General features: G+C 61.7%; 20 protein-coding genes. 8 read left to right on the forward strand and 12 right to left on the reverse strand.

The genetic code is table 11. The features are described 5' to 3' along the window. Positions 1 to 10: 10 nt before the first annotated feature. From EYW45_RS03255 to rpmH, 5 genes are all read right to left on the reverse strand, one after another. Positions 11 to 1471, reverse strand: coding sequence for a catalase (locus EYW45_RS03255; RefSeq protein WP_161133953.1), 1461 nt, complete (start codon positions 1469 to 1471; stop codon positions 11 to 13). Positions 1472 to 1786: 315 nt separating this feature from the next. Continuing rightward, complete coding sequence (gene yidC, locus EYW45_RS03260; RefSeq protein WP_161133954.1) at positions 1787 to 3478, reverse strand: membrane protein insertase YidC; 1692 nt, start codon at positions 3476 to 3478, stop codon at positions 1787 to 1789. Positions 3479 to 3526: 48 nt separating this feature from the next. Continuing rightward, the gene (yidD, locus tag EYW45_RS03265) at positions 3527 to 3799 is read right to left on the reverse strand and encodes a membrane protein insertion efficiency factor YidD (RefSeq protein WP_161133955.1); all 273 of its coding nucleotides are present in this window, start codon (positions 3797 to 3799) and stop codon (positions 3527 to 3529) included. After that, on the reverse strand, positions 3796 to 4191 hold the full coding sequence (gene rnpA, locus EYW45_RS03270; protein ID WP_161134563.1) for a ribonuclease P protein component: 396 nt from the start codon (positions 4189 to 4191) through the stop codon (positions 3796 to 3798). Before rnpA ends, yidD begins: the two co-directional genes overlap by 4 nt. A 71-nt stretch (positions 4192 to 4262) precedes the next feature. After that, complete coding sequence (gene rpmH / locus EYW45_RS03275; protein WP_161133956.1) at positions 4263 to 4397, reverse strand: 50S ribosomal protein L34; 135 nt, start codon at positions 4395 to 4397, stop codon at positions 4263 to 4265. A 242-nt stretch (positions 4398 to 4639) separates the two neighbouring features. Here rpmH and dnaA point away from each other — a divergent pair, with 242 nt between their 5' ends. From dnaA to gyrB, 3 genes are all read left to right on the forward strand, one after another. After that, on the forward strand, positions 4640 to 6292 hold the full coding sequence (gene dnaA, locus EYW45_RS03280; RefSeq protein WP_161133957.1) for a chromosomal replication initiator protein DnaA: 1653 nt from the start codon (positions 4640 to 4642) through the stop codon (positions 6290 to 6292). Between the two features lie 2 nt (positions 6293 to 6294). Further along, positions 6295 to 7404 carry a DNA polymerase III subunit beta gene (gene dnaN, locus EYW45_RS03285; RefSeq protein WP_161133958.1) on the forward strand — a complete coding sequence of 370 codons (1110 nt, stop codon included), beginning with the start codon at positions 6295 to 6297 and terminating at the stop codon, positions 7402 to 7404. A gap of 101 nt (positions 7405 to 7505) precedes the next feature. Continuing rightward, a complete protein-coding gene (gyrB, locus tag EYW45_RS03290) occupies positions 7506 to 9956 on the forward strand; it encodes a DNA topoisomerase (ATP-hydrolyzing) subunit B (protein ID WP_161133959.1) in 2451 nt (816 codons plus the stop codon). 199 nt (positions 9957 to 10155) lie between these two features. Here the strand turns inward: gyrB and EYW45_RS03295 are convergent, their stop codons facing one another. Next, the gene (locus EYW45_RS03295) at positions 10156 to 10986 is read right to left on the reverse strand and encodes an SDR family oxidoreductase (protein WP_161133960.1); all 831 of its coding nucleotides are present in this window, start codon (positions 10984 to 10986) and stop codon (positions 10156 to 10158) included. 118 nt (positions 10987 to 11104) lie between these two features. Here EYW45_RS03295 and EYW45_RS03300 point away from each other — a divergent pair, with 118 nt between their 5' ends. After that, positions 11105 to 12073 (forward strand): LysR family transcriptional regulator, encoded by a 969-nt coding sequence (locus EYW45_RS03300; protein ID WP_161133961.1) that lies wholly within the window; start codon positions 11105 to 11107, stop codon positions 12071 to 12073. On the opposite strand, the gene yddG is transcribed toward EYW45_RS03300, so the two are convergent. Beyond that, the gene (gene yddG, locus EYW45_RS03305) at positions 12035 to 12949 is read right to left on the reverse strand and encodes an aromatic amino acid DMT transporter YddG (RefSeq protein WP_161133962.1); all 915 of its coding nucleotides are present in this window, start codon (positions 12947 to 12949) and stop codon (positions 12035 to 12037) included. The genes EYW45_RS03300 and yddG overlap by 39 nt on opposite strands. A gap of 164 nt (positions 12950 to 13113) precedes the next feature. On the opposite strand from yddG, the gene EYW45_RS03310 reads away from it, so the two are divergent. Next, on the forward strand, positions 13114 to 14739 hold the full coding sequence (locus EYW45_RS03310; protein ID WP_161133963.1) for an ABC transporter substrate-binding protein: 1626 nt from the start codon (positions 13114 to 13116) through the stop codon (positions 14737 to 14739). A 158-nt stretch (positions 14740 to 14897) separates the two neighbouring features. Here the strand turns inward: EYW45_RS03310 and EYW45_RS03315 are convergent, their stop codons facing one another. Both EYW45_RS03315 and EYW45_RS03320 read right to left on the reverse strand, forming a co-directional pair. Further along, positions 14898 to 15272: a nuclear transport factor 2 family protein gene (locus tag EYW45_RS03315; protein ID WP_328703586.1), complete on the reverse strand. Its 375-nt coding sequence runs from the start codon at positions 15270 to 15272 to the stop codon at positions 14898 to 14900. 154 nt (positions 15273 to 15426) lie between these two features. Next, positions 15427 to 16320 (reverse strand): LysR family transcriptional regulator, encoded by an 894-nt coding sequence (locus EYW45_RS03320; protein WP_161133965.1) that lies wholly within the window; start codon positions 16318 to 16320, stop codon positions 15427 to 15429. A gap of 112 nt (positions 16321 to 16432) precedes the next feature. On the opposite strand from EYW45_RS03320, the gene EYW45_RS03325 reads away from it, so the two are divergent. Continuing rightward, positions 16433 to 16831 carry a tautomerase family protein gene (locus tag EYW45_RS03325; RefSeq protein WP_161133966.1) on the forward strand — a complete coding sequence of 133 codons (399 nt, stop codon included), beginning with the start codon at positions 16433 to 16435 and terminating at the stop codon, positions 16829 to 16831. Between the two features lie 64 nt (positions 16832 to 16895). Here EYW45_RS03325 and EYW45_RS03330 read toward each other — a convergent pair whose 3' ends face one another. Continuing rightward, positions 16896 to 18680: an IlvD/Edd family dehydratase gene (locus EYW45_RS03330; protein ID WP_161133967.1), complete on the reverse strand. Its 1785-nt coding sequence runs from the start codon at positions 18678 to 18680 to the stop codon at positions 16896 to 16898. A gap of 286 nt (positions 18681 to 18966) precedes the next feature. On the opposite strand from EYW45_RS03330, the gene EYW45_RS03335 reads away from it, so the two are divergent. Then, the gene (locus EYW45_RS03335; protein WP_161133968.1) at positions 18967 to 19809 is read left to right on the forward strand and encodes a fumarylacetoacetate hydrolase family protein; all 843 of its coding nucleotides are present in this window, start codon (positions 18967 to 18969) and stop codon (positions 19807 to 19809) included. On the opposite strand, the gene EYW45_RS03340 is transcribed toward EYW45_RS03335, so the two are convergent. Both EYW45_RS03340 and EYW45_RS03345 read right to left on the reverse strand, forming a co-directional pair. After that, positions 19810 to 20247, reverse strand: a complete 438-nt coding sequence (locus tag EYW45_RS03340) for a hypothetical protein (protein ID WP_161133969.1) — start codon at positions 20245 to 20247, stop codon at positions 19810 to 19812. It lies immediately after the preceding gene. A gap of 38 nt (positions 20248 to 20285) precedes the next feature. Further along, the gene (locus EYW45_RS03345; protein WP_161134564.1) at positions 20286 to 21149 is read right to left on the reverse strand and encodes an SDR family oxidoreductase; all 864 of its coding nucleotides are present in this window, start codon (positions 21147 to 21149) and stop codon (positions 20286 to 20288) included. Positions 21150 to 21156: 7 nt separating this feature from the next. On the opposite strand from EYW45_RS03345, the gene EYW45_RS24790 reads away from it, so the two are divergent. Then, a complete protein-coding gene (locus EYW45_RS24790) occupies positions 21157 to 21675 on the forward strand; it encodes a putative signal transducing protein (protein ID WP_328703587.1) in 519 nt (172 codons plus the stop codon). Positions 21676 to 21789: the final 114 nt, after the last annotated feature.

Here is a 21789-nt window from a genome sequence, read left to right on the forward strand (position 1 = left end):
GGCATAAGCCTTATGCCGGGACTTCCTCACGCAGCGCAAGACCCAAGGCCTTTGCCACGCCCTCCGCGTACGCCGGATCGGCGCGGCGGAAATGTTCGAGCTGACGGCGCTGAATTTCTTCGGGGACGTCGGCCATATGGCGACCGATGTTGGCAAAAAGACGCGCCTTCTCGTCGTCCGTCATCAGGCGGAACAGGTTGCCCGGCTGCGAGTAATAGTCGTCGTCCACCCGGTGATTCCAGCGGTCGGCGGCTTGACCGTCCAACGCCAAAGGCGGTTCGGCGGCCGAGGGTGTTTCCTTCCATTGGCCGTAGCTGTTGGGCTCGTAGTTCTTGGTGCCGCCCAGATTGCCGTCGGCGCGCATGCCTCCATCGCGATGGAAGCTATGCATGGGACAGCGCGGCTGATTGACCGGGATCTGGTGATGATTCACGCCCAAGCGGTAGCGCTGCGCATCGCCGTACGAGAAAAGGCGGCCCTGCAGCATTTTGTCCGGCGAATAGTCGATACCGGGTACGACGTTGGCGGGGGTGAGCGCGGCTTGCTCCACATCGCCGAAATAGTTGTCCGGGTTGCGATTGAGTTCGAGCGTGCCCACCTCGATCAATGGGTAGTCGCCGTGCGGCCACACTTTGGTCAAATCGAACGGATTGATGTGATACGTGGCGGCGTCGGCCTCCGGCATGATCTGCACCTTCAAGGTCCAGCGCGGGAAGACGCCATTGGCGATGTGATTGAACAGATCGCGTTGCGCGCTTTCGCGGTCGCCGGCCACCACATCCGCCGCTTCCTGGTCGGTGTAGTTCTCGACGCCCTGCTCCGAGCGGAAATGGAACTTCACCCAGAAGCGCTCGCCATCGGCGTTGACGAAGCTGTACGTGTGCGAGCCGAACCCGTGTTGCTGGCGATAATTTTTCGGCAGGCCGCGATCGCTCATCAGGATCGTTACCTGGTGCAGCGATTCCGGGCTCAGCGACCAGAAATCCCATGCTGCGGTCGCACTGCGCAGGTTGGTCTGCGGATCGCGCTTTTGCGTGTGGATGAAGTCCGCGAACTTGAGCGGATCGCGCACGAAGAAGACGGGCGTGTTGTTGCCCACCAGATCCCAGTTCCCTTCATCGGTGTAGAACTTTACGGCGAAGCCACGCACGTCGCGCTCGGCGTCGGCTGCGCCACGTTCACCGGCGACGGTCGAGAAACGCAGGAAGACGGGCGTTTGCTTGCCGACTTCCGAGAAAATCTTGGCGCGTGAGTATTTGCTGATGTCCTGCGTGACGGTAAACGTGCCGAACGCGCCCGAACCTTTGGCATGCACGACACGCTCAGGAATCCGTTCCCGGGCGAAATGGGCCAGTTTTTCGATCAGCCACACGTCTTGCAGCAGCACCGGGCCGCGGGGGCCGGCGGTCATCGAATGATTGTTGGAGGCGATGGGGGCGCCGGCGGCATTGGTCAGTGTCTTATCGCTCACGTTCACTCCTTGAGATTGTGCGCAACCGCCGGGACGCAGGCGGTCGTTGCAAGCTAGGAACGAATCGTAAAGACTGCTCAGCCAAAGGGGAAATTGATTGTTGTTTAAAAATCGATAGCTATTGCCAATGATCGAGCCCGGGATGGCGCAGCATGGAAGGCGACGCGATAGCTGAACGGAAGCGCGATCTAGCCGGATCGAAGGCGGCCTTGGTTGGTTTTCACCTGCGCCACACCTTCCGTGAGTCGGGCGGCTCACGGACGAAAAAAAACCCGGCACCGCGATGAGCGGCCCGGGTTTTTCCTTGTACGACGATCAGCGCTTGGCGGTGACGGCCGTTTGCGATTTGGTCGCGTTTTCCATCTTCTTGGTGATGTAGTACTGCTGAGCGATCGACAACGTGTTGTTGACGCACCAGTACAGCACCAGACCGGCCGGGAAGAAGAACATCATGCCACCGAACACCAACGGCATGATCATCATGACCTTGGCCTGGATGGGATCCGGAGGCGTCGGGTTGAGTTTGATCTGCAGGAACATCGTGGCCATCATGATGGCGGGCAGGATGAACCAGGGGTCGCGCACCGACAGGTCATGCACCCACAGGATCCACGGTGCACCGCGCATTTCCACGCTGGCCAGCAGCACCCAGTACAGCGAAATGAAGACCGGGATCTGCACCACCATGGGCAAGCAACCGCCCAAAGGATTGATCTTTTCGGTGCGATACATCTCCATCATCGCGGTGTTGAGCTTTTGCTTGTCGTCGCCGTACTTCTCTTTCAGCGCCATCAAACGCGGCGATACCGCCTTCATGCGCGCCATCGATTTGTAGCTGGCGGCGGCCAGGGGATAGAACACGGCCTTGATCAGCACCGTGAGCGCCACGATGGCCCAGCCCCAGTTGCCCAGCAGCGAGTGCAACCAGGTCAGGAGACCGAAGATCGGCTTGGCGATGATGGTGAGCCAACCATAGTCGACCACCAGATCCAGGCCGGGGGCCAAGGCGGCCAGGGCTTTCTGATCTTGCGGGCCAACCCACAGGTGCGAATCCACCGATGCGGTCGCGCCCGGGGCAATGGCACCCACGGATTCGATCGAGCGGGCGGCGTACAGGTTTTCCGATACCTTCAGCACTTCGTTGGTGCGTTGCTTGCCTTGCGGCGGCACCCAGGCGCTGGCGAAGTAATGCTGCACCACGCCGATCCAGCCGTTGTCGGCTTGCTTGACGTAGGCGGCCTTGCCTTTGTTGATGTCCGAGAAGGTCATCTTCTGGAACTTCTCTTGTTCCGAGTAGACGGCCATGCCGGTGAACGTGTGATAGAAGCTCGACGTATCCGAAGGATCGTTGCCGTCGCGCTCGAGCTGCAGGTACAGGGCGGGATTGACCTCGGCCGAACCGGTGTTCACGAGCTGATGCTTGACGTCGATGGCGTAGGCGCCGCGGTGCAACGTGAACGTCTTGATGACCTTCAGGCCACCTGACTCGCCTTCGAACGTGACGACGAGGTTTTCACCGTTCATCGTGCGCTCGGTCGACGTCATGCGGAACGGCGTCTGGTGCGTGGGGAAGCTCTGGCCAGTACCCGCGCCGACAGTGCCCGACTGCACGATGTAATGCAGGGCGTTGGAATTATCCAACAGCACGAACGGCTGATCGAGTCCGGAAACCGGGTACTTGAGCATCTCGGCCCGCACGAGCTGCGCGCCGGCGGTGCTGAACGTCAGACGCAGCACATCGCTTTCGATGACGATTTCCTGGCTCTGCGCGTTGCCTGCGGTGCCAGTGGCGCCCGGAACGGCATCGCTTGCCGCAATGGCGGCCTGCTGAGGCGAATTGGGGATCGAGGGCGTCGTTTTGTCGGTCGTGCGCGACGGCTCGACCTGGCTCGTGGGCGCAGGGCCACCGAACAGCGACTGTTTACCGTGTTGAACCTGCCAGTTGTTCCACAGCAGCAACAACGAGAAAGAGAAGATCATCCAGAGGACGGTACGTCGGATATCCATGGTGCCTACAAAGTGAAGAGCGGACTTGCAAAGCCCACGAGTTTAGCTTTATTCGTGGCGAGCGCGGCCGTGACGGGCGCAGCAGGAGGCCTCCCCGGTCGAACCGGCGGGAGGGACGGGGTCGTAGCCGCCCGGACTGAACGGGTTGCAACGACCGATACGGCGAAGGCCCAGCCAGACGCCCTTAAGCGCGCCGTGTTGTTCGATCGCCTCGATCGCATACGCCGAACAGGACGGCGTAAAGCGGCATTGTCGCCCGATCCACGGGCTGAGAAAAAACCTGTAGAACCGGATCGGTGCGATGACAAGGGCCTTGATCATCGTTTGACGCGCCTGAAATGCCCATCGGCCTCGTCGCGGGTGGTGCGCTTGATGTGCGTCAGCGACCCCTCCGGCACGCGGGCGTTGAGCCGCACGACATAATCGGCCACCGGCAAGGTATGCCGCGTCATGCGAAACGATTCGCGAATCGCCCGCTTGATGGCATTGCGCGTGGACGCGTGCGGTGCGAAGCGCTTGGCGATGATCAATCCAAGCCGCGCCGTATCTTGCGCCGGCGCTGCTGCTGCCGACGTCAATACGAAAAAAGCCCCTCGCGCCAACCGCCGGCCTTTCAGCGCGGCAGCAAACTCCGAGGGGCGATGCAGGCGAGCTTCGGGCGGAAAGCGATAAAGACCCCGAGTCGATGCGGCGAGCGCATCGGGGTGGGCTATCGCGTCTTGCGAGGCATCACCGGCGTTCACGGACGGCGTCCGCAGATCGCGGCCGAATCCGTCGGCAGCGATTAGACGGCCAGGCGCTTGCGGCCCTTGGCGCGACGGGCGCTCAGAACGGCACGGCCCGAACGGGTTTTCATGCGAAGACGGAAACCGTGGGTGCGCTTGCGACGGGTAACGGAAGGTTGATAAGTGCGTTTCATGAAAGATCCACAAAGAACAAGTCAGAAGGGTCCTGCCCGGCGGGTATAAAGACGGTGCCCACGGCGCTACGCCATGACGCATCCAACCTTCTGACAGACAGAATTCGGCAAAGCCCAGCATTTCAGCAAGTTTTCTCTTGCTTGTCAAACAGTTAGCCGGGCTGTCAGTGCGCGCAAATGGCACAGCCTGTGGATAACTGGGGCCGAGGCAAGGTAGAATCGAGGTTTGAATAGCGAGCGACATGAAAGATTTCTGGCAGACCTGCGTCAGTCGCCTTGAGCAGGATTACCCCCCCCAACAGATCAGTGCGTGGATTCGTCCACTGGTTCCGCTCGACTTCGATGAGTCGTCGGCGGTGCTGCGTGTGGCTGCGCCCAACCGCTTCAAGTTGGATTGGGTGCGCAAGAATTTTTCACATCAGATAGAGACGATTGCGGCCGAATGGTTCCAGCGTCCGGTGCAAGTCTTGTTCGAATTGCCATCGCAGTCGGGTGCACCGCGCATTGCGCAGCCCACGCGCGCGCCTACGCCTACGAGCGCTGCGCACGCGATGACGGTGCCCGCCCAGCACGTGCACGCCGCTCCTGCGCAACACTACGCGCCCCCGAGCGGTCCGGCCAACGGCATGCACAGCCCCGGAACCGGTCCCGCATTCGGGCAGCAGGCACCCCTTCCACCGGGCTACAACCCGAGTCTGGATACGCCCCCGCCCGCATCGTTGCCGTCGGCCGCACCGCCCTACTCGGGCACGCCCATGCACTCAGGCGCCTCGGCACCGGTTGCGCCTTCCGCGCCCGTGCATTCAGGCGCGTCCGCACCCGGCGTCTCGTCGGCGCAGGCGCAGGCGGATGCCGCCAACATCGTCTACGAACGGTCGCGGCTGAATACGGATCTGACGTTCGACAATTTCGTCACGGGTAAGGCCAACCAGCTGGCCCGCGCGGCCGCTTTGCAGGTCGCCGAAAATCCGGGCATTTCGTACAACCCGTTGTTTCTGTACGGCGGCGTCGGTCTGGGTAAAACGCACTTGATCCACGCCATCGGCAATGCCATGGTCGCGGCTGGCACGGGTGTGCGCGTGCGCTATGTGCATGCCGACCAATACGTGTCCGATGTGGTCAAGGCGTACCAGCGCAAGGCGTTCGACGATTTCAAGCGGTATTACCACTCGCTCGATCTGCTGCTGATCGACGATATCCAGTTTTTCTCGGGCAAGAACCGCACGCAGGAAGAGTTCTTCTACGCGTTCGAAGCGATGGTGGCGCAGCGCAAGCAGATCATCATCACCAGCGACACGTATCCGAAGGAACTCGCCGGTATCGATAGCCGTTTGATCTCGCGGTTCGACTCTGGTCTCACGGTGGCGATCGAGCCGCCCGAACTCGAGATGCGCGTGGCCATTTTGCTGCGCAAGGCCGAGTCCGAAGGCGTGCCGATGCCCGAGGAAGTGGCGTTCTTCATCGCCAAGCATCTGCGCAGCAACGTGCGTGAGCTCGAAGGGGCACTGCGCAAGGTGTTGGCGTATGCGCGCTTTCACGGTCGCGACGTGCTGACGGTGGACGTGTGCAAGGACGCGTTGAAGGATCTGCTGTCGGTGTCGAACGGGCAGATCACGGTCGAGAATATTCAGAAGACGGTGGCCGATTTCTACAAAATCAAGGTCGCCGACATGTATTCGAAACGCCGGCCCGCCAATATTGCGTTGCCGCGCCAGGTGGCGATGTACCTGGCCAAGGAGTTGACCCAAAAAAGCCTTCCGGAAATCGGCGACCTCTTCGGAGGCCGTGATCACACGACGGTCTTGCATGCCGTTCGCAAGATTTCCGACGCCCGCGCCAAACAGGCGGAGCTCAACCATACCCTGCACGTGTTGGAACAAACTCTAAAAGGATGAACATGCAACTCGTACAAACACCGCGCGATGCGTTGCTCAAACCGTTGTCGATCGTGGCGGGCATCGTCGAAAGACGCCATACCCTGCCGATCCTCGCGAACATCCTCATGCGCAAAGAGGGCAATCGCGTGTCGTTCATCGCGACCGACCTCGAAGTGCAGATCACCACGCATGCCGATTTCGGCGTCGGTCAGGACAACGAGTCCATCACCGTCGCGGCGCGCAAGTTGCTCGATATCCTCAAGGCGTTGCCCGGCACGGGCGACGTACGGTTGGGGCTGGCGAGCAACAAGCTGTCCGTGCAAACGGCGAAGAGCCGGTTCAACCTGCAGACGTTGGCCGCGACCGAGTTCCCCACCGTGGCCCAGCCCGAGCAGTGGGATGTGTCGTTGACGATGCCGCAAAAGACGCTGCGTCATGTGCTCAATATGGTGCACTTCGCGATGGCGCAGCAAGACATCCGTTATTACCTGAACGGCATGCTGCTGGTGTTCGAACCCGGTCACGTGCGTGCGGTCGCCACCGATGGTCACCGTCTGGCGCATTGCGCCACCGTTGCCGATGGCATCGAGGCGCGCCACGAAGTGATCGTGCCGCGCAAGACCGTGCTCGAAATGCAGCGGTTGCTGAGCGATACCGAAGAGCCGGTGTCGATCGACGTGGCACCGGGCCAGATCCGTTTCCGCTTCAGCGATATCGAGTTGGTGTCCAAGCTCGTGGAAGGTAAATTCCCCGACTTCACGCGCGTCATCCCTACCAACTACACGCGTCATTTCGGCGTGAGCCGCGAAGCGTTGCAAGGCAGTCTGCAGCGCGCCGCCATTCTCACCACCGATAAGTTCAAGGGTGTACGTCTGCAGTTGGGCGAACATCTGATGAAAATCTCGTCTTCCAACGCCGAGCAGGAAGAGGCGCAGGAAGAAATCGATATCGATTACAGCTTCGAGCCGCTGGACGTTGGCTTCAACGTCAGCTACCTGCTCGATGTGCTGGGCAATGTGAAAACCGACCAGATTACGTGGTCGGTGATGCCGGACGCCAACGCCTCCGCGCTCATCACGCTGCCCGAAGACGACCAGTTCAAATACGTCGTCATGCCGATGCGCATCTGAGCGACCTCCTGTCGCACAGTTGATGCGTTTCGTCGCCGTTGCCGGAAGGTCCGGCAACGGTCAGGCCGCAAGGCCGTTTATAAGGTGATCCCCTTCAAGTTATGTCAGATCAACAGAACGCCACTCCCGACAACGCCGGTTACGGCGCCGATTCCATCAAGATGCTCAAGGGCCTGGAGGCCGTGCGCAAGCGCCCCGGCATGTACATCGGCGATACGTCCGATGGCACCGGCCTGCATCACATGGTGTTCGAAGTTGTCGATAACGCCATCGATGAAGCGTTGGCGGGACATTGCGACGATATCGTCGTCACGATCCACACCGACAATTCGATTTCGGTTACCGATAACGGCCGCGGCATTCCCACCGACATCCACAAGGATGACGAGTTTCACCGCAGTGCCGCCGAAATCGTCATGACCGAGCTGCACGCCGGCGGCAAGTTCGACCAGAACTCGTACAAGGTTTCGGGCGGGTTGCACGGCGTGGGTGTGTCGTGCGTGAACGCGTTGTCGGAATGGTTGCGGCTGACGATTCGCCGCAACGGCAAAGTGCACCAGATGGAGTTCCGTCAAGGCGCGCGCGTCGAGCCGCTGACCGTGACGGGCGATACCGAAAAGCGCGGTACCGAAGTGCGCTATCTGGCCGATGCCACCATTTTCAACAACATCGAATACCACTACGAAATTCTGGCCAAGCGCCTGCGCGAATTGTCGTTTCTGAATAACGGCACGAAGATTCGCCTGGTCGACGAGCGTCAGGGCAAGGAAGAGAACTTCGCGTTCTCGGGTGGCGTGCGCGGTTTCGTCGAGTACATCAACCGCGCCAAGACGGTGCTGCACCCGAACGTGTTCGCGGTGGAAGCCGAGTCCAGCGTGGGCGGCACGAGCGTGGGCGTCGAAGTGGCGATGCAGTGGAACGACGGCTACAGCGAAAGCGTGCTGTGCTTCACCAACAACATCCCGCAACGCGACGGCGGCACGCACATGACGGGGCTGCGCGCCGCCATGACGCGCGTGATCAACAAGTACATTGCGGACAACGAACTGGCCAAGAAGGCCAAGGTGGAAACCACCGGCGACGACATGCGCGAAGGCTTGTCGTGCGTGCTGTCGGTGAAGGTGCCTGAGCCGAAGTTCAGCAGCCAGACGAAAGACAAGCTCGTGTCCAGCGAAGTGCGCCCTGCCGTCGAAGACGCGGTGGGCCGTACGCTGGAAACGTGGTTGCTCGAGCACCCGATCGACGCCAAAGCCATGTGCGGCAAGGTGATCGAAGCTGCGCGTGCACGTGAAGCCGCCCGCAAGGCGCGCGAAATGACGCGTCGCAAGAGCGTGCTGGAAGGCGCAGGCTTGCCCGGCAAGCTCGCCGACTGCCAAGAGAAAGATCCCGCCTTGTGCGAAATCTACATCGTCGAGGGTGACTCCGCCGGCGGCTCGGCCAAGCAAGGCCGCGACCGCAAATTCCAGGCCATCCTGCCGCTGCGCGGCAAGGTGCTCAACGTTGAGAAGGCCCGCTTCGACCGCCTGGTGGCGAGCGAACAGATCGCCACGCTCATCACCGCGTTGGGCACGAGCATCGGCCCGGACTTCAACGTCGAGAAGCTGCGTTATCACCGCATCATCATCATGACCGATGCCGACGTCGACGGCGCGCACATCCGCACGCTGCTCCTGACGTTGCTGTATCGCCAGATGCCCGAGCTGGTCGATCGCGGCTACGTGTACATCGCGCAGCCGCCGCTCTACAAGGTCAAGTACGGCCGCGAAGAGCGCTACCTGAAGGATGCCGCCGAAGAAGCCTCGTTCATGCTCAACGTGGCGCTGCGCGACGCTGAAGTGATCCCCGCCGGTGGCGATCCCATCCGTGGCGATGCCCTCACCGAACTCGCGCGTCAGTACACGTTGGCCGACGCCGTGATCGATCGCGCGACGCGCCTGGTGGACGAAGCTGCGCTATCGGCCATTGCCGAAGGCGTTTCGATCAGCCTCGAGAACGAAGAGAAAGCGACCAACTCGGCGTTGCGTTTGCAAAACGCCTTGATCGATCCGCTCCTGCCCAACACGATCAGTGTGGCTGCCGAATACGACGAGCCGAGCGAGAAGTATCGCTTGATGATTCGCCGCATGCATCACGGCAATATCCGCGTGAGCATGATCGACTCGAACTTCGTCGATGGCACCGACTACGGCATTCTCGCCAAGTCGGCCGCGACCTTCCTGGGCCTCGTCGGCGCGGGTGCGGTGGTGGCGCGCGGTGAAGGCGATCGCCGTAAGGAGCAGCCCATCTCCGACTTCCGCGAAGCGATGCAATGGTTGCGCGCCGAAGCCGACAAGGCCGTCAGCAAGCAACGCTACAAGGGTCTGGGTGAAATGAACCCCGCGCAGTTGTGGGAAACCACGATGGACCCCAAAGTGCGCCGTTTGTTGCGCGTGCAGATTGAAGACGCGATTGCTGCGGACACGATGTTCACCACGTTGATGGGCGACGATGTGGAACCGCGTCGCGCGTTTATCGAAACGCATGCGCTGCAGGCGGGGAACATCGATATTTGATGCGGCTCGGTTTGCCGTCGCGCGCTTGAACGCGTGATACAGAAAGGCCCTCTTTGCAGAGGGCCTTTTTTATGCGCGCGGGAGGGTGAAGCGTGGGCCGAGGTTGCATCGCATTCCGACCTCGGCGGCCCGGCCACGCTACCGCCACGCTACTTGCGATGACGCTCAACGGACGAGATCCGTTGGAGGCAGATCGTTCTTACGCGTCGATCTCAGTCGACATCGTAATCGCCTTGTTCGTCCCCAGTTCCTCCAACCGCGCCGTCAGCGCCGCATGCACGCGGTCGTAAGCGCCGCTTCCCAGCAGCAACCGTTTCGGTGGCGACGCTGCGTCTGCGCAATCGATCATGGCAGTCACCATCTTTACCGGATCGCCCGTCACGGCAAACGAGCCGTCTGCCAGCCCGCGCCGTACGTCGCCGGCCGGCGTGGCGTCGTAGACCGGCATCGGATCGGCAGTGACCAGCCCCCCGGCAAAAGCGGTCTTGGCGGGGCCGGGTTCGACAAGCGTGAAGGTGATTCCGAACGGCGCAACTTCTTGCGCCACGGATTCGACGAACCCTTCGATCGCCCATTTGGTTGTGTGATACAGGCTGAAGTTGGGATAGGCGATCTGCCCGCCTTCCGATGAGATCTGCAGAATGCGGCCACCGCCCTGCTCGCGCAAAAACGGCAACGCCGCGCGAATGACCTGAATGGAACCGATGAGGTTGGTATCGATCTGCTGGCGGATCTGCTCGTCGCTGGCCTCCTCTGCCGCGCCGAATAAAGCGTAGCCCGCGTTGTTGACGACGACGTCGATGCGGCCAAGATCGGCGAAGGCGCGTGCAACGGTAGCGCGAACTGCGGCCGTGTCCGTCACATCGAGCGCTGCGATCCAGAGCCGGTCGCCGTATTGATCTTTGAGCGCCGCGAGCACGTCGGGTTGGCGCAATGTGGCGGCCACGCGATCGCCGCGTGCCAACAGACGCTCGGTGAGTTCGCGTCCGAAGCCCTTGGAGGCGCCGGTGATGAACCAGGTTTTAGCCATGTGTCGATCTCCTGATATGGGGTGACGACGCTTGTGCGGCGTCCATGGCAATCAAGATAGGCCGATCTGGCTGCTGATACTATCCACCTAATCTGGCATGAGTTAGTGAAAATTACCCATGAATGAACAGCCGACGTTGAACGATCTGAAGGCGTTTGCCGCCATCGTGGCGCATCGCAGTTTTCGCCAGGCCGCTGATGAACTTGGATTGTCGCCATCGAGCTTGAGCCACATGATGCGGGGGCTCGAACGCATGATGGGCGTGCGCCTGCTCAACCGCACCACGCGCAGTGTGTCGCCCACCGAGGCGGGCGACCAGTTGGTTGCCCGCCTGCGGCCGGTGCTCGAGGACTTGAGTATTGCGCTGGATGAAGTGGGCACCTTTCGCGATCGGCCCAGCGGTTCGATCAGGATCAATGCAAGCGAACCGGCGGCGCGCGTGCTGCTGCAGACGGTGGTGCCCTCCTTTCTGGCGCGCTATCCGGAGGTCGCGCTGGATCTGACCACCGATGGCCGGTTGACCGATATCGTGGCCGGTGGTTTCGACGCAGGCGTGCGGCTGGGTGAAGCGGTGCCGCGCGACATGATTGCCGTGCCGTTCGGCGGCGACGTGCGATTTATCGCGGTGGCGTCACCCGCGTATCTCAAGGCGCATCGCGCACCCAAGGTGCCGGATGATCTCAAGCAGCATGCGTGCATTCGGTTTCGGCTGCCCAGCGGCAAACCTTATCGATGGGAGTTTTCCAGGCGCGGGCAGGAAATCGAGGTGGACGTGCCGGGGGCGTTGACGCTGGATCATCTGGGGTTGATGACGGAGGCGGCAGTGGATGGGTTGGGCATTGCCTACGTGGTGGATCGCAGCGCGCAGCCGTATCTGGAAAGCGGGCAATTGAAGCAGGTACTGGCCGACTGGTCGCCAGCCATTCCTGGGCTGTTTTTGTACTACCCCGGACATCGCCACGTGCCGGCAGGGCTGCGCGCATTCATCGATGTGCTGAAAGCGCAGCGCATCGAGGCACCACCCACACCATTGCCGCGTCGCGCACCTTCAACGCGGCAGCCGCGTCGCCCGCCAACACACAAGTGAACCTGCAGTCACCATCACCACGCCCTGCCAGAACGCTACGGAGGGTTGCGTGCGCAGCCACAGGCTGGCGAGCAGCACCGAGAGCACCGGGGTGAAGTACGACGCTGCCGCGAGGACTGCGATCCGGCCGTGCTGAACGCCGACGTTCCAGCACGAGTAGCCGGTAGCCGTGAGTATCGACAGCACCAGCACCTGTACGCCGCTTTCGAGCGTGATCGCAATCGGCGGCTCATCGCCCAAGGCGTACTTCGTCCACAGCACGGCAGCGGTGGCCAAAAGAAACCACGCCACTCCGCTTTTGCCGCCGCCGAAGCGTCGCGTGAGCACGGAGTACATCGCCCACAGGAAGGCTGCCGCAAATGCGAGGCCATACGCCGTTGCATTGTCTTGAAGGTTGCCGGCAAACAGCTCGGGCGACCAGTCTCCCGACCCCTTCATCACCCACACGATGCCCAGAAACGACAGCGCCGCGCCCGGGATCAGCATCAGAGATCCTCTCTGCTGCCCGCACAGCACGGCCAGCAGGATCGTCAGGCAGGGCCAGAGATAATTGATCATCCCGAGTTCCATGGCCTGCGAGCGGTTGTGCGCGAAGCCGATGGAGAGGGACAGACACACCTCATAGGCGACGAAAAGCAATCCGCCCACGAAGAGATAGATGGGGTTGAATGTGCTCAGCCGGGGCAATCCCCGCACCAGACACCCCAGCAGCCGGCTGGTGGTGAAAATGACGGCTGCCCCACCTGTGGGGCCCAATGCCTCGGCAATCGTGCGAATGAGGCCTACGGAGGCGCTCCAGAACAGGATGGCGAGCAATCCGATCGACGTGGCCGATTGCACGCTGTAGGAAGAATTCGACGGTGATGAGGCGTTCATATTGCGCCGCAGAGGAGATGCGCCACCGTATCACCGATTTTGCCGTCGCATGCACGACTGTTTTCCGGCCAGGGTGTCCGGCCCGCGCAAACCCCGATTGACGCTGACCGCACCCTTACGAATAATCCCCGGTTACCCATAGTCGGTATTAATCCGGAGTTGTTATGAAGTTACGCGCTACCCGCGCCCTGATGGCCGGCGTTATCGGCCTCGCAGGTTTGACTGGCGCGGCCTCCGCCCAGACGCTGAAGATCGCCTTGTCCGCCGAACCGACCTCGGCCGACCCCAATTATCACAAGATGACGGCCAACGATGCGTTGGCCACCCACATCTACAGCTACCTGGTCGCGCGCGACGCCGACATGAATCTGGTGCCGTCGCTGGCCACGTCGTGGAAGACGCTGGACGACACGACCTGGGAATTCAAGTTGCGCAAGGATGTGAAATTCTCGAACGGCAAACCGCTGACGTCCGAAGATGTGCTGTTCACGATCTGCCGCACGCTGAATAACGAAACCAACGTGTCGGCGTCGTACACCGACGTGACCAAGCGCCTGGCCGACGTGCAGACGCCCGATCCGTACACCGTAATCGTCAAGACGAATGGTCCGCTGCCGTTGTTGCCGGCCGAATTCGCGCGCTCGTTGCCGATCCTGTGGAATGGCATCGTCGAGCACGGTCCGCTCACCCACAAGCCCAAGGAAGGTTGCGGCGTGACGGGTCCGTGGCCCACCGCCGGCGATTTCAACTCCGGCAAGATCAATGTGGGCTCCGGTCCGTATCTGCTCAAGTCCTACGTGAAAGGCTCGGGCGTGGTGCTTACGCGCAACGACAACTACTGGGGCACCAAGCCCGCGTGGGAAGAAGTGCGCCTGATCCCGGTGCCCAACGCCGGCCCGCGTTTGACGGGTCTTTTGTCGGGTGATTTCGACGTGATCGAAAACCCGGCCGCGCGCGACCTCCCGCGCATCAAGGAAAACGCCAAGCTTTCGTTCGTGTCGACCCCATCGACGCGCCTGATCTTCTGGCAACCCGATATCGGTCGCAATCCGACGCCGTTCGTCAAGACGGCAGACGGCAAGAACCCGTTGGCTGACGTGCGTGTGCGCCAGGCGATCTCGATGGCCATCGATCGCAAGGCCATCGTGGCCCGCATCATGGACGGCATGGCCACGCCCGCGTACCAATACATGCCCGATGGCATGTTTGGCACGGTGCCGAACGTGAAAGAGATCAAGTACGACCCCGAAGGCGCCAAGAAGCTGATGGCGGAAGCGGGCTATCCGAACGGCTTCGAGATGACGATCTCCTCGCCCAACGATCGCTATGTAAACGACGGTCAGATCTCGCAAGCGGTGGCGCAATACCTGTCGCGCATCGGTATCAAGGTGAACGTGGATGCGATGACGGCATCGATCTACTTCTCCAAGCGTGCCAAGCGCGACTTCAGCTTCTCGATGGGTGGTTGGCCGTCGGAAGTGGGTGAGTCGTCGGCGTTGTTCCAGCTGTGGGTGGTGTCGACCGATGCGCCCAAGGGTCAGGGCACGAGCAACTACGGTGCGTTCAGCAACGCCGAGTTCGACAAGGTGTACCTCGAAGGCGCGAACACGGTCGATCCGGTCAAGCGCAAGGCGCTGTACGAGAAGGCCACGCAAATCGCGTTGGACAATGTGCCGTTGATTCCGCTGCACTTCGAAAGCACGATCTGGGCGTTCCGCAAGGATCTGAACTACGAAGGCCGCCGCGATCAGTACACGCTGGCCAACTCGGTGACGCCGGCGAAGAAGTAATCGTTGAAGCCAGTGCGCAAGACGTTGTTGGACGTTGATTGAACGCGGTGTTCGCACCGTCCCGCGCATTCGGTGATTGCAAGTAGATAGGCCCCTGGATCGCATGATCCGAGGGGCCTTTCTTTTACATGGCGCACGTAGCCGGAATTTTGTTTTGTTCAGGTGCTCGGCGTTTCGATCTTCGGCTTACCCACCGCAAACGATGCGCGCTGAATGCGCCCATCGATCACCTCATACACGCACAGCATTTCCACAGTGCCACGCCCTTCGGGAAAGTTGCGCGTGACCACTTCGAAATCGCTGACGACGTTTTCCATTACCGTGCGCGACAGCAACCGGGCGTGCAGATCGGGTTCGGCAAGGCGCGCGGCGAAGCGCGTGCGAAGGGTCCCATGGCCGCGTGCCAGAAGCTCGCCGTGCAGCGCGTACTGTTCCGCGTCTGGCGCGTAGGTGTGCAGCAGGGTTTCCAGGTCCTTGGCGTTGTACGCGTCGAGCTGCTTTTGCACGACGGCAATGGCGGTGTCTTGAATCACGTGTGGTGTTCCGAGAAAGTGGTTGGTGAATGTGCGATCGGTGTACTTGCTGCAGCGTACGGCTACGTGCACGCCACCTTCAAGCCGGCGTCGCAGTTCCAGCATGTTCAGTATTTTTCAGTATCCCGACCTATCCGCATTATGCGGCACCGCGCTAGGCCATCTGCTCGGCCAGCATATCGCGCGCGCGGGTGACGAAGCCGCTCTCGCCATGGCGCGGCTCGAGCAACTGAAATTCGACGGCGGGTAGTGCCGGCAACTTATGTCCGCTTGCCAGCGCGGCAACGCCTTCGCACAGCGCGGATTCGTTCAGGCACGCCACGCCTAATCCCGCTGCCAGGGCCGACTGCAGGCCCGCCACGCCGGACGCCACATGCGCCACGGTAAACGGCACCTTTGCCGCGCGCAGACGCTTGATGGTGAACTGGTGCAGCGAGCAGGTATCTGGAAGCACCAGCAATCGCAGGGGCTGATCGCGATGATGCACGAGGCCGGATGCGCCCATCCAGACAAGGCGTTCACGTCGCAGGGACTGGCTCGTTTTCGTGGCCTTCTGCTTGCGCGGGAGGGGGACCGATGCCGCGGCCTTGGGAGGCAGAATGCGCATGGTGAGGCCGACGTCGAAGTCGCCCGCGGCGTAACCGGCTTCGATCGCCCCACTCTTCAACACGGTCACGTGCAAACGAAGCTGGGGGTACGCCACATTGAGGCGGCTGAGCAGGGTGGCCAGATCGCCCGGGCGAAAGTAGTCGGTCACGCCCAGGCGGAGCTCGCCCTCGAGCGCATCGTCGTGCAGATCCCGCATCGCGCGATCCGAGAGCGCCACGATCTGCCGCGCGTAAACGGCAAGCCGGTCGCCTGCGGCCGTTGCCGTCACGCCCACCTTGCTGCGCGTAAGCAAGGGCACGCCGACGCGCGCCTCGAGCTTGCGCATCTGCTCGCTCACGGCAGACTGCGAGAGAAAGACGCGAGGTGCCGCCGCCGTAAGGCTGCCGGCATCGATTACCGCGACGAAGGTGTTGAGCTGTTCGCTGTCCAGAACGGGCATGAGATATCTATGTGAGAAACGGGTGATATCCATCATATCTTCCCGTTATTCAAATGGCACGATCTTCTCCACAATGGGTGTCGCTCATCCCACTTCCTTATCTGGAGTCGTCATGCCCCACATCGTTATTCACCTTTCCGGCACGCCCGATCCGCAGTTGACGCGCAACGTTGTCGATCGCGTGATGGGCCTTACGCAATCGGTGCTCGGCAAGCAGCAGCCCGTGATGGCGGTCACGGTGCAGTACATCGCGGCAGACGCGTGGTTCATCGGCGGGTACACACTTGCGGACTTGAACCGCACGGCATTTCACCTGGATATCAGCATTACCGACGAAACGAATACCAAGGCGGAGAAGGCCCGCTATGTGCGTGAGATTCATGCGGCGATGGCGGCACTGCGGCCCGATCTGCATGAGGTGTCGTATGTGCATCTGATCGATGCGCGCGCAGCGGCTTATGGCTATGGCGGATTGACGCAGGAATATCGCCACCAGCAAGCTGGCGTGTGAGATAAAAGGCGAGCGTGGGGCGCCCGCGGGTCAGGTTAACGCCCAACGATCGCCGTGCGATCGGTCAGTGATTATGTCGCGGCAAGGTGCGCGCCACGCGCTGAAATTTCACGGCGTCCTCGATCACCGCGCCTTCGGATAAATGTCCCACCGTGCGGCGATAGATCATCTGCCATGGCGTGGCGTCGGCCGGAATGGCAGGGATGGTCTCTTCACGTAGACGCCGGGCGATTTCCTCATCGTCGACCAGGGCATCGCAACGTCCGCGGGTGAGATCGATGCGGATCACATCTCCAGTGCGCAACCACGCGAGGCCGCCTCCGGCGGCGCTTTCGGGCGAGGCGTGCAGGATCGACGGGCTATCGGCCGTACCGGACTGCCGGCCATCGCCGAGCGTAGGCAGGCTGTTGATGCCGCGTTTGATCAAGAAGTCGGGCGGCTGCATGTTGACCACTTCTGCCGAGCCCGGCCAGCCGATGGGACCGGCACCGCGCATCACCAAGATCGAATCTTCGTCGATGCCCAGCGCAGGGTCGTTGATGCGTTGGTGATAATCCTCCGAGCCGTCGAACACGGCGGCGCGGCATTCGAAGATGCCTTCGCGACCAGGCTCGCTCAGGTAGCGATCGTAAAAGCCCTGCGAGATTACGCTGGTTTTCATGATCGCAAAGTCGAACAGGTTGCCGCGCAAGACGAGAAAGCCTGCGCGCTCCTTGATGGGTTCCTTGAAGGCATAGATCACCTCACGGTCGTGCGACTCGCGGCCGATGAGGTTCTCACCCATCGTGCGGCCGGTGACCGTCATGCACGAGCCATCGAGCAGGTCGTTGTGCAGCAGCTCCCACATGATGGCGGGCACGCCGCCGGCGCGGTGAAAGCGTTCGCCGAGATAGGCGCCTGCGGGTTGCACGTTGGCCAACAACGGGATGTCGTAACCGTACTTTTGCCAGTCATCCAGGGTGAGTTCGACGTCGGCATGGCGCGCCATCGCCATCAGGTGCGGCTGGGCGTTGGTGGAGCCGCCGAGTGCCGTGTTGGTACGTACGGCGTTGATGAAGGCGGCCCGCGTCATGATGTCCGACGGCTTCACATCGGCCAGCACCAGTTCGACGGCGCGCTTGCCGGTGCGATAGGCGATCTGGCCGCGTTCGCGATAGGTGGCGGGGATGGCGGCGCAGCCGGTGAGCGACATGCCCAGCGCTTCGGCCATGGCGTTCATGGTGGAGGCCGTGCCCATCGTGTTGCAGTGGCCGAGCGACGGCGCGGAGTCGAGCGCCAACTGCAGAAATTCCTGCTCGTCGATCTCACCAGCAGCAAGCTTGCGGCGCGAGCGCCAGATGACCGTGCCCGATCCCACCAGTTCGCCGTCATGCCAGCCGTCCAGCATTGGGCCGCCCGAGAGCACGATGGCGGGGATGTCTACCGTGGATGCCGCCATCAGGGCGGACGGGGTGGTCTTGTCGCAGCCGGTGGTGAGCACCACGCCATCGATGGGGTAGCCGTAGAGAATTTCCACCAGACCCAGGTACGCCAGGTTGCGGTCCAATGCTGCAGTAGGACGCTTGCAGTTTTCGAAGATGGGATGGGTGGGAAACTCGATGGGAATGCCGCCCGCATCCCGAATGCCGTCGCGTACGCGTTTGACCAGATCCACGTGCACGCGATTGCAGGGCGTGAGATCGCTGCCGCTTTGCGCGATGCCGATAATGGGTTTGCCGGCGCACAGTTCCTCGGGCGTGACGCCGTAGTTCATGAACCGCTCCAGGTAGATCGCGGTCATGTCGATGTGATCGGGGTTCTGAAACCAGTCCAGCGAACGCAGGCGGCGGACGGGAGGGGAAGTGGCCATGGGGGTGTCTCTATCGGTTCGGGCGTTTTGGAGCGGAGCGATCAGCACGCGGCACGCCTACCCGATTGAGGGTGGACGACACGAGGCCTCTCAACAACATATCATTGGACGATACTCGGGTGAGCGACTCGACCCAATGGGTCGACGTCATCGGGCGAGCTGAAGAGACTTGATAAGTTGGCCTGATGAGCCAGACAGATGCGTCAACCCGATGACCCGAACGATTAAACCGAGCGATCAGACCAACGCGTCAACGTGATGACGCGTCCCAACGAGGAGCACCGAATTGAAACTAGTGAGATATGGCACCGCCGGCCAGGAGAAGCCCGGTTTGATCGATGCGCAGGGTGTATTGCGCGATCTGTCGGCACATATCGCCGACGTGCGTGGTGAGCATCTGGGGCCTGATTCGCTGGCGCGGCTGGCGGCGTTGGATGCGGCATCGTTGCCCGAAGTGCCGGGCAATCCGCGCTTGGGACCCTGCGTGGCGGGCACCGGCAAGTTTGTCTGCATCGGGCTGAACTATTCCGATCACGCGGCCGAAGCGGGGATGCAGGCACCGTCTGAGCCCATCGTGTTCATGAAGGCGACTTCCGCCATCGTGGGGCCCAACGACGACGTGCTGATCCCGCGCGGCTCGGAAAAGACCGACTGGGAAGTCGAGCTGGCCATTGTGATCGGTCGCACCGCGAAGTATGTGTCGCAAGCCGACGCGCTGGATTATGTGGCCGGCTATTGCGTGGCGAACGACGTAAGCGAGCGGGCCTTTCAGATCGAGCGCCAGGGGCAGTGGACCAAAGGCAAATCATGCGACACGTTCGGGCCGATCGGCCCGTGGCTGGTCACGCGCGATGAGGTGGCGGATCCCGGCGATCTGGAGATGTGGCTGAAGGTGAATGGTGAGACGATGCAGCAGGGCTCGACGCGCACGATGATCTTCGGCGTGGCGCATATCGTGTCGTATCTCAGCCAGTTCATGTCGCTGCAGCCGGGCGATGTGATTGCGACCGGTACGCCGCCCGGTGTGGGCATGGGCAAGACGCCGCAACGCTTTCTGAAGCCGGGCGATGTGGTGGAACTGGGCGTGGCCGGCCTGGGCGCGCAGCGTCAAACGATGCGCGCCGATTGATTACGGCTTGGTGCAGAGGTCGCTGTTGGCGGTGGTGCAGTTCAGGAGGTCGAAGGTGTAACGACCTTGCGCCTGACCACCGTCGATGTAGCCGTAGCGCAGAAGTATGGCGTCGCCTTTGCGCAGGTTGGCATGTGCGCCCGACAACTTGATGTTTACCGCTTCCTTCTCTTCGTGGGTGCAGTCGTCATCGTTGCGTGTGGCCCGCGCCTTGGCTGACTGCGAGAGCGCCATGCCGAAGCGCGTGGTGACGATCTCGCGCTTGTCGGCGCCGATCTCGCGCACGATCTGCGGCTCGCTGGTGATCTTGCCACCCCAGTCGCACGCGATGACGGTCGAGGCCTGAGCGCTGCCGGCGGCCCCTGCCAGGCACAGCACGGCTGCGATGGCGTAGCCCACACCACGAATCTTGTTCCCTTCAACTTGACCAAACAACACGCACCGCACTCCTTGTGAAATCCGGCGCGTGGGTCATATCAAAGAATCGACGCGCCGCCCGCCACCGTGATCATGGCGCCGGAAGTGTAGCTGCTTTCGTCGGAGGCGAGCATCACATATGAGGGCGCCAACTCGGCCGGTTGACCGGGGCGATCGAAGGGCACTTGCGTACCGAACTTGGCGACTTCCTCGGGCTTCATCGTCGACGGAATCAACGGCGTCCATATGGGACCGGGCAGCACAGCGTTGGCGCGAATGCCGCGTTTGGCCAACGATTGTGCGAGGCCCGATGTAAAGTTGGTGATGGCGGCTTTGGTCGACGAGTAGGCCAACTGGTTGGCGACCGGCTTCTTGGCATTGATCGATGCTGTGTTGACGATCGAGGCGCCAGCCTTCAAATGCGGCAGGGCGGCCTTGATGAGATAGAACATGGCGTGGATATTGACGGCGTAGTGTCGTTGCCAATCCTCGACGGTGATGTCTTCGATCTCATCGACCGGGTTTTGATACGCCGCATTGTTGACGACCACGTCCAGCCGCCCGAATTGCACCATGGCTTGCTTGACAATGTTTTCAGCATGCGCAGGATCGGCGATGTCGCCCGGAATCAGTACCGCCTCCCGGCCCGCTTCCTTGACCCACTTTTCGGTTTCCTTCGCATCATCGTGCTCATCCAGGTAAGACAGCACGAGGTCGGCGCCTTCCCGGGCATAGGCGATGGCCACGGCGCGGCCGATGCCGCTATCGGCGCCGGTAATGATGGCGACCTTGCCGGCCAGGCGGTCCGATCCACGATAGGTTGTTTCGCCGTGGTCCGGGCGGGGCGTCATGGCATTGGTTTTGCCTGGCGGCGTTTGCTGCGCGGTATCGAATGTGGGCTTCGGGTATTCGGGAATGTGCATCGTGGCCATGAACGCGGCTCCGGTTGAGGGAATGCCGGTTCAGCGCAAGATTGGTGCCGTGCGCTGCCTGGCCAAACCAACCGGGCAAGCTGTGCTGCGCCCCATGCGCTTCGCGCCACCCCCGGGGGCTTGCGGCCGCGGAGCCTGCCGATCCTGCGATATGCTCGGGCCTTGGCAATCCTGCTTTCGCGAGCTTTGCGATACGACGATCATGATCCGGCTGTTACGCGCGCCCAATATGATGATGGCCCAGCACTGGGCCAACCTGCTTGAACAAGCCAACATCTCCTGCACAGTTCACAACCAGTATCTGCAAGGTGCCCTGGGCGATATCCCCACCGATCAGTGCGGGCCGGAAATCTGGATCGAGCATGCACGCGACGAGGTGCAGGCAAACGCATTGATCGATCAGAGCCGACGGGGTTCGACATCGGTCGCGCCGAACTGGCATTGCCCGGCCTGCGAGGAATGGCTGGAGCCACAATTCGCGACCTGCTGGAACTGTGGCGCCTCGCGCGAGTCATAGCCCACGTTGCATGCTGGCGGGTGGAAACATGGTGCGGTGCACTGTCAGGAAAAAGAGGCGCAGCGCGTTCACCTCCGATCGGCCTGCTCGCATTCTGCGGCACTTCGCTTGCTG

Source organism: Schauerella aestuarii (assembly GCF_009866805.1).
GTDB classification, from domain to species: domain Bacteria; phylum Pseudomonadota; class Gammaproteobacteria; order Burkholderiales; family Burkholderiaceae_B; genus Schauerella; species Schauerella aestuarii.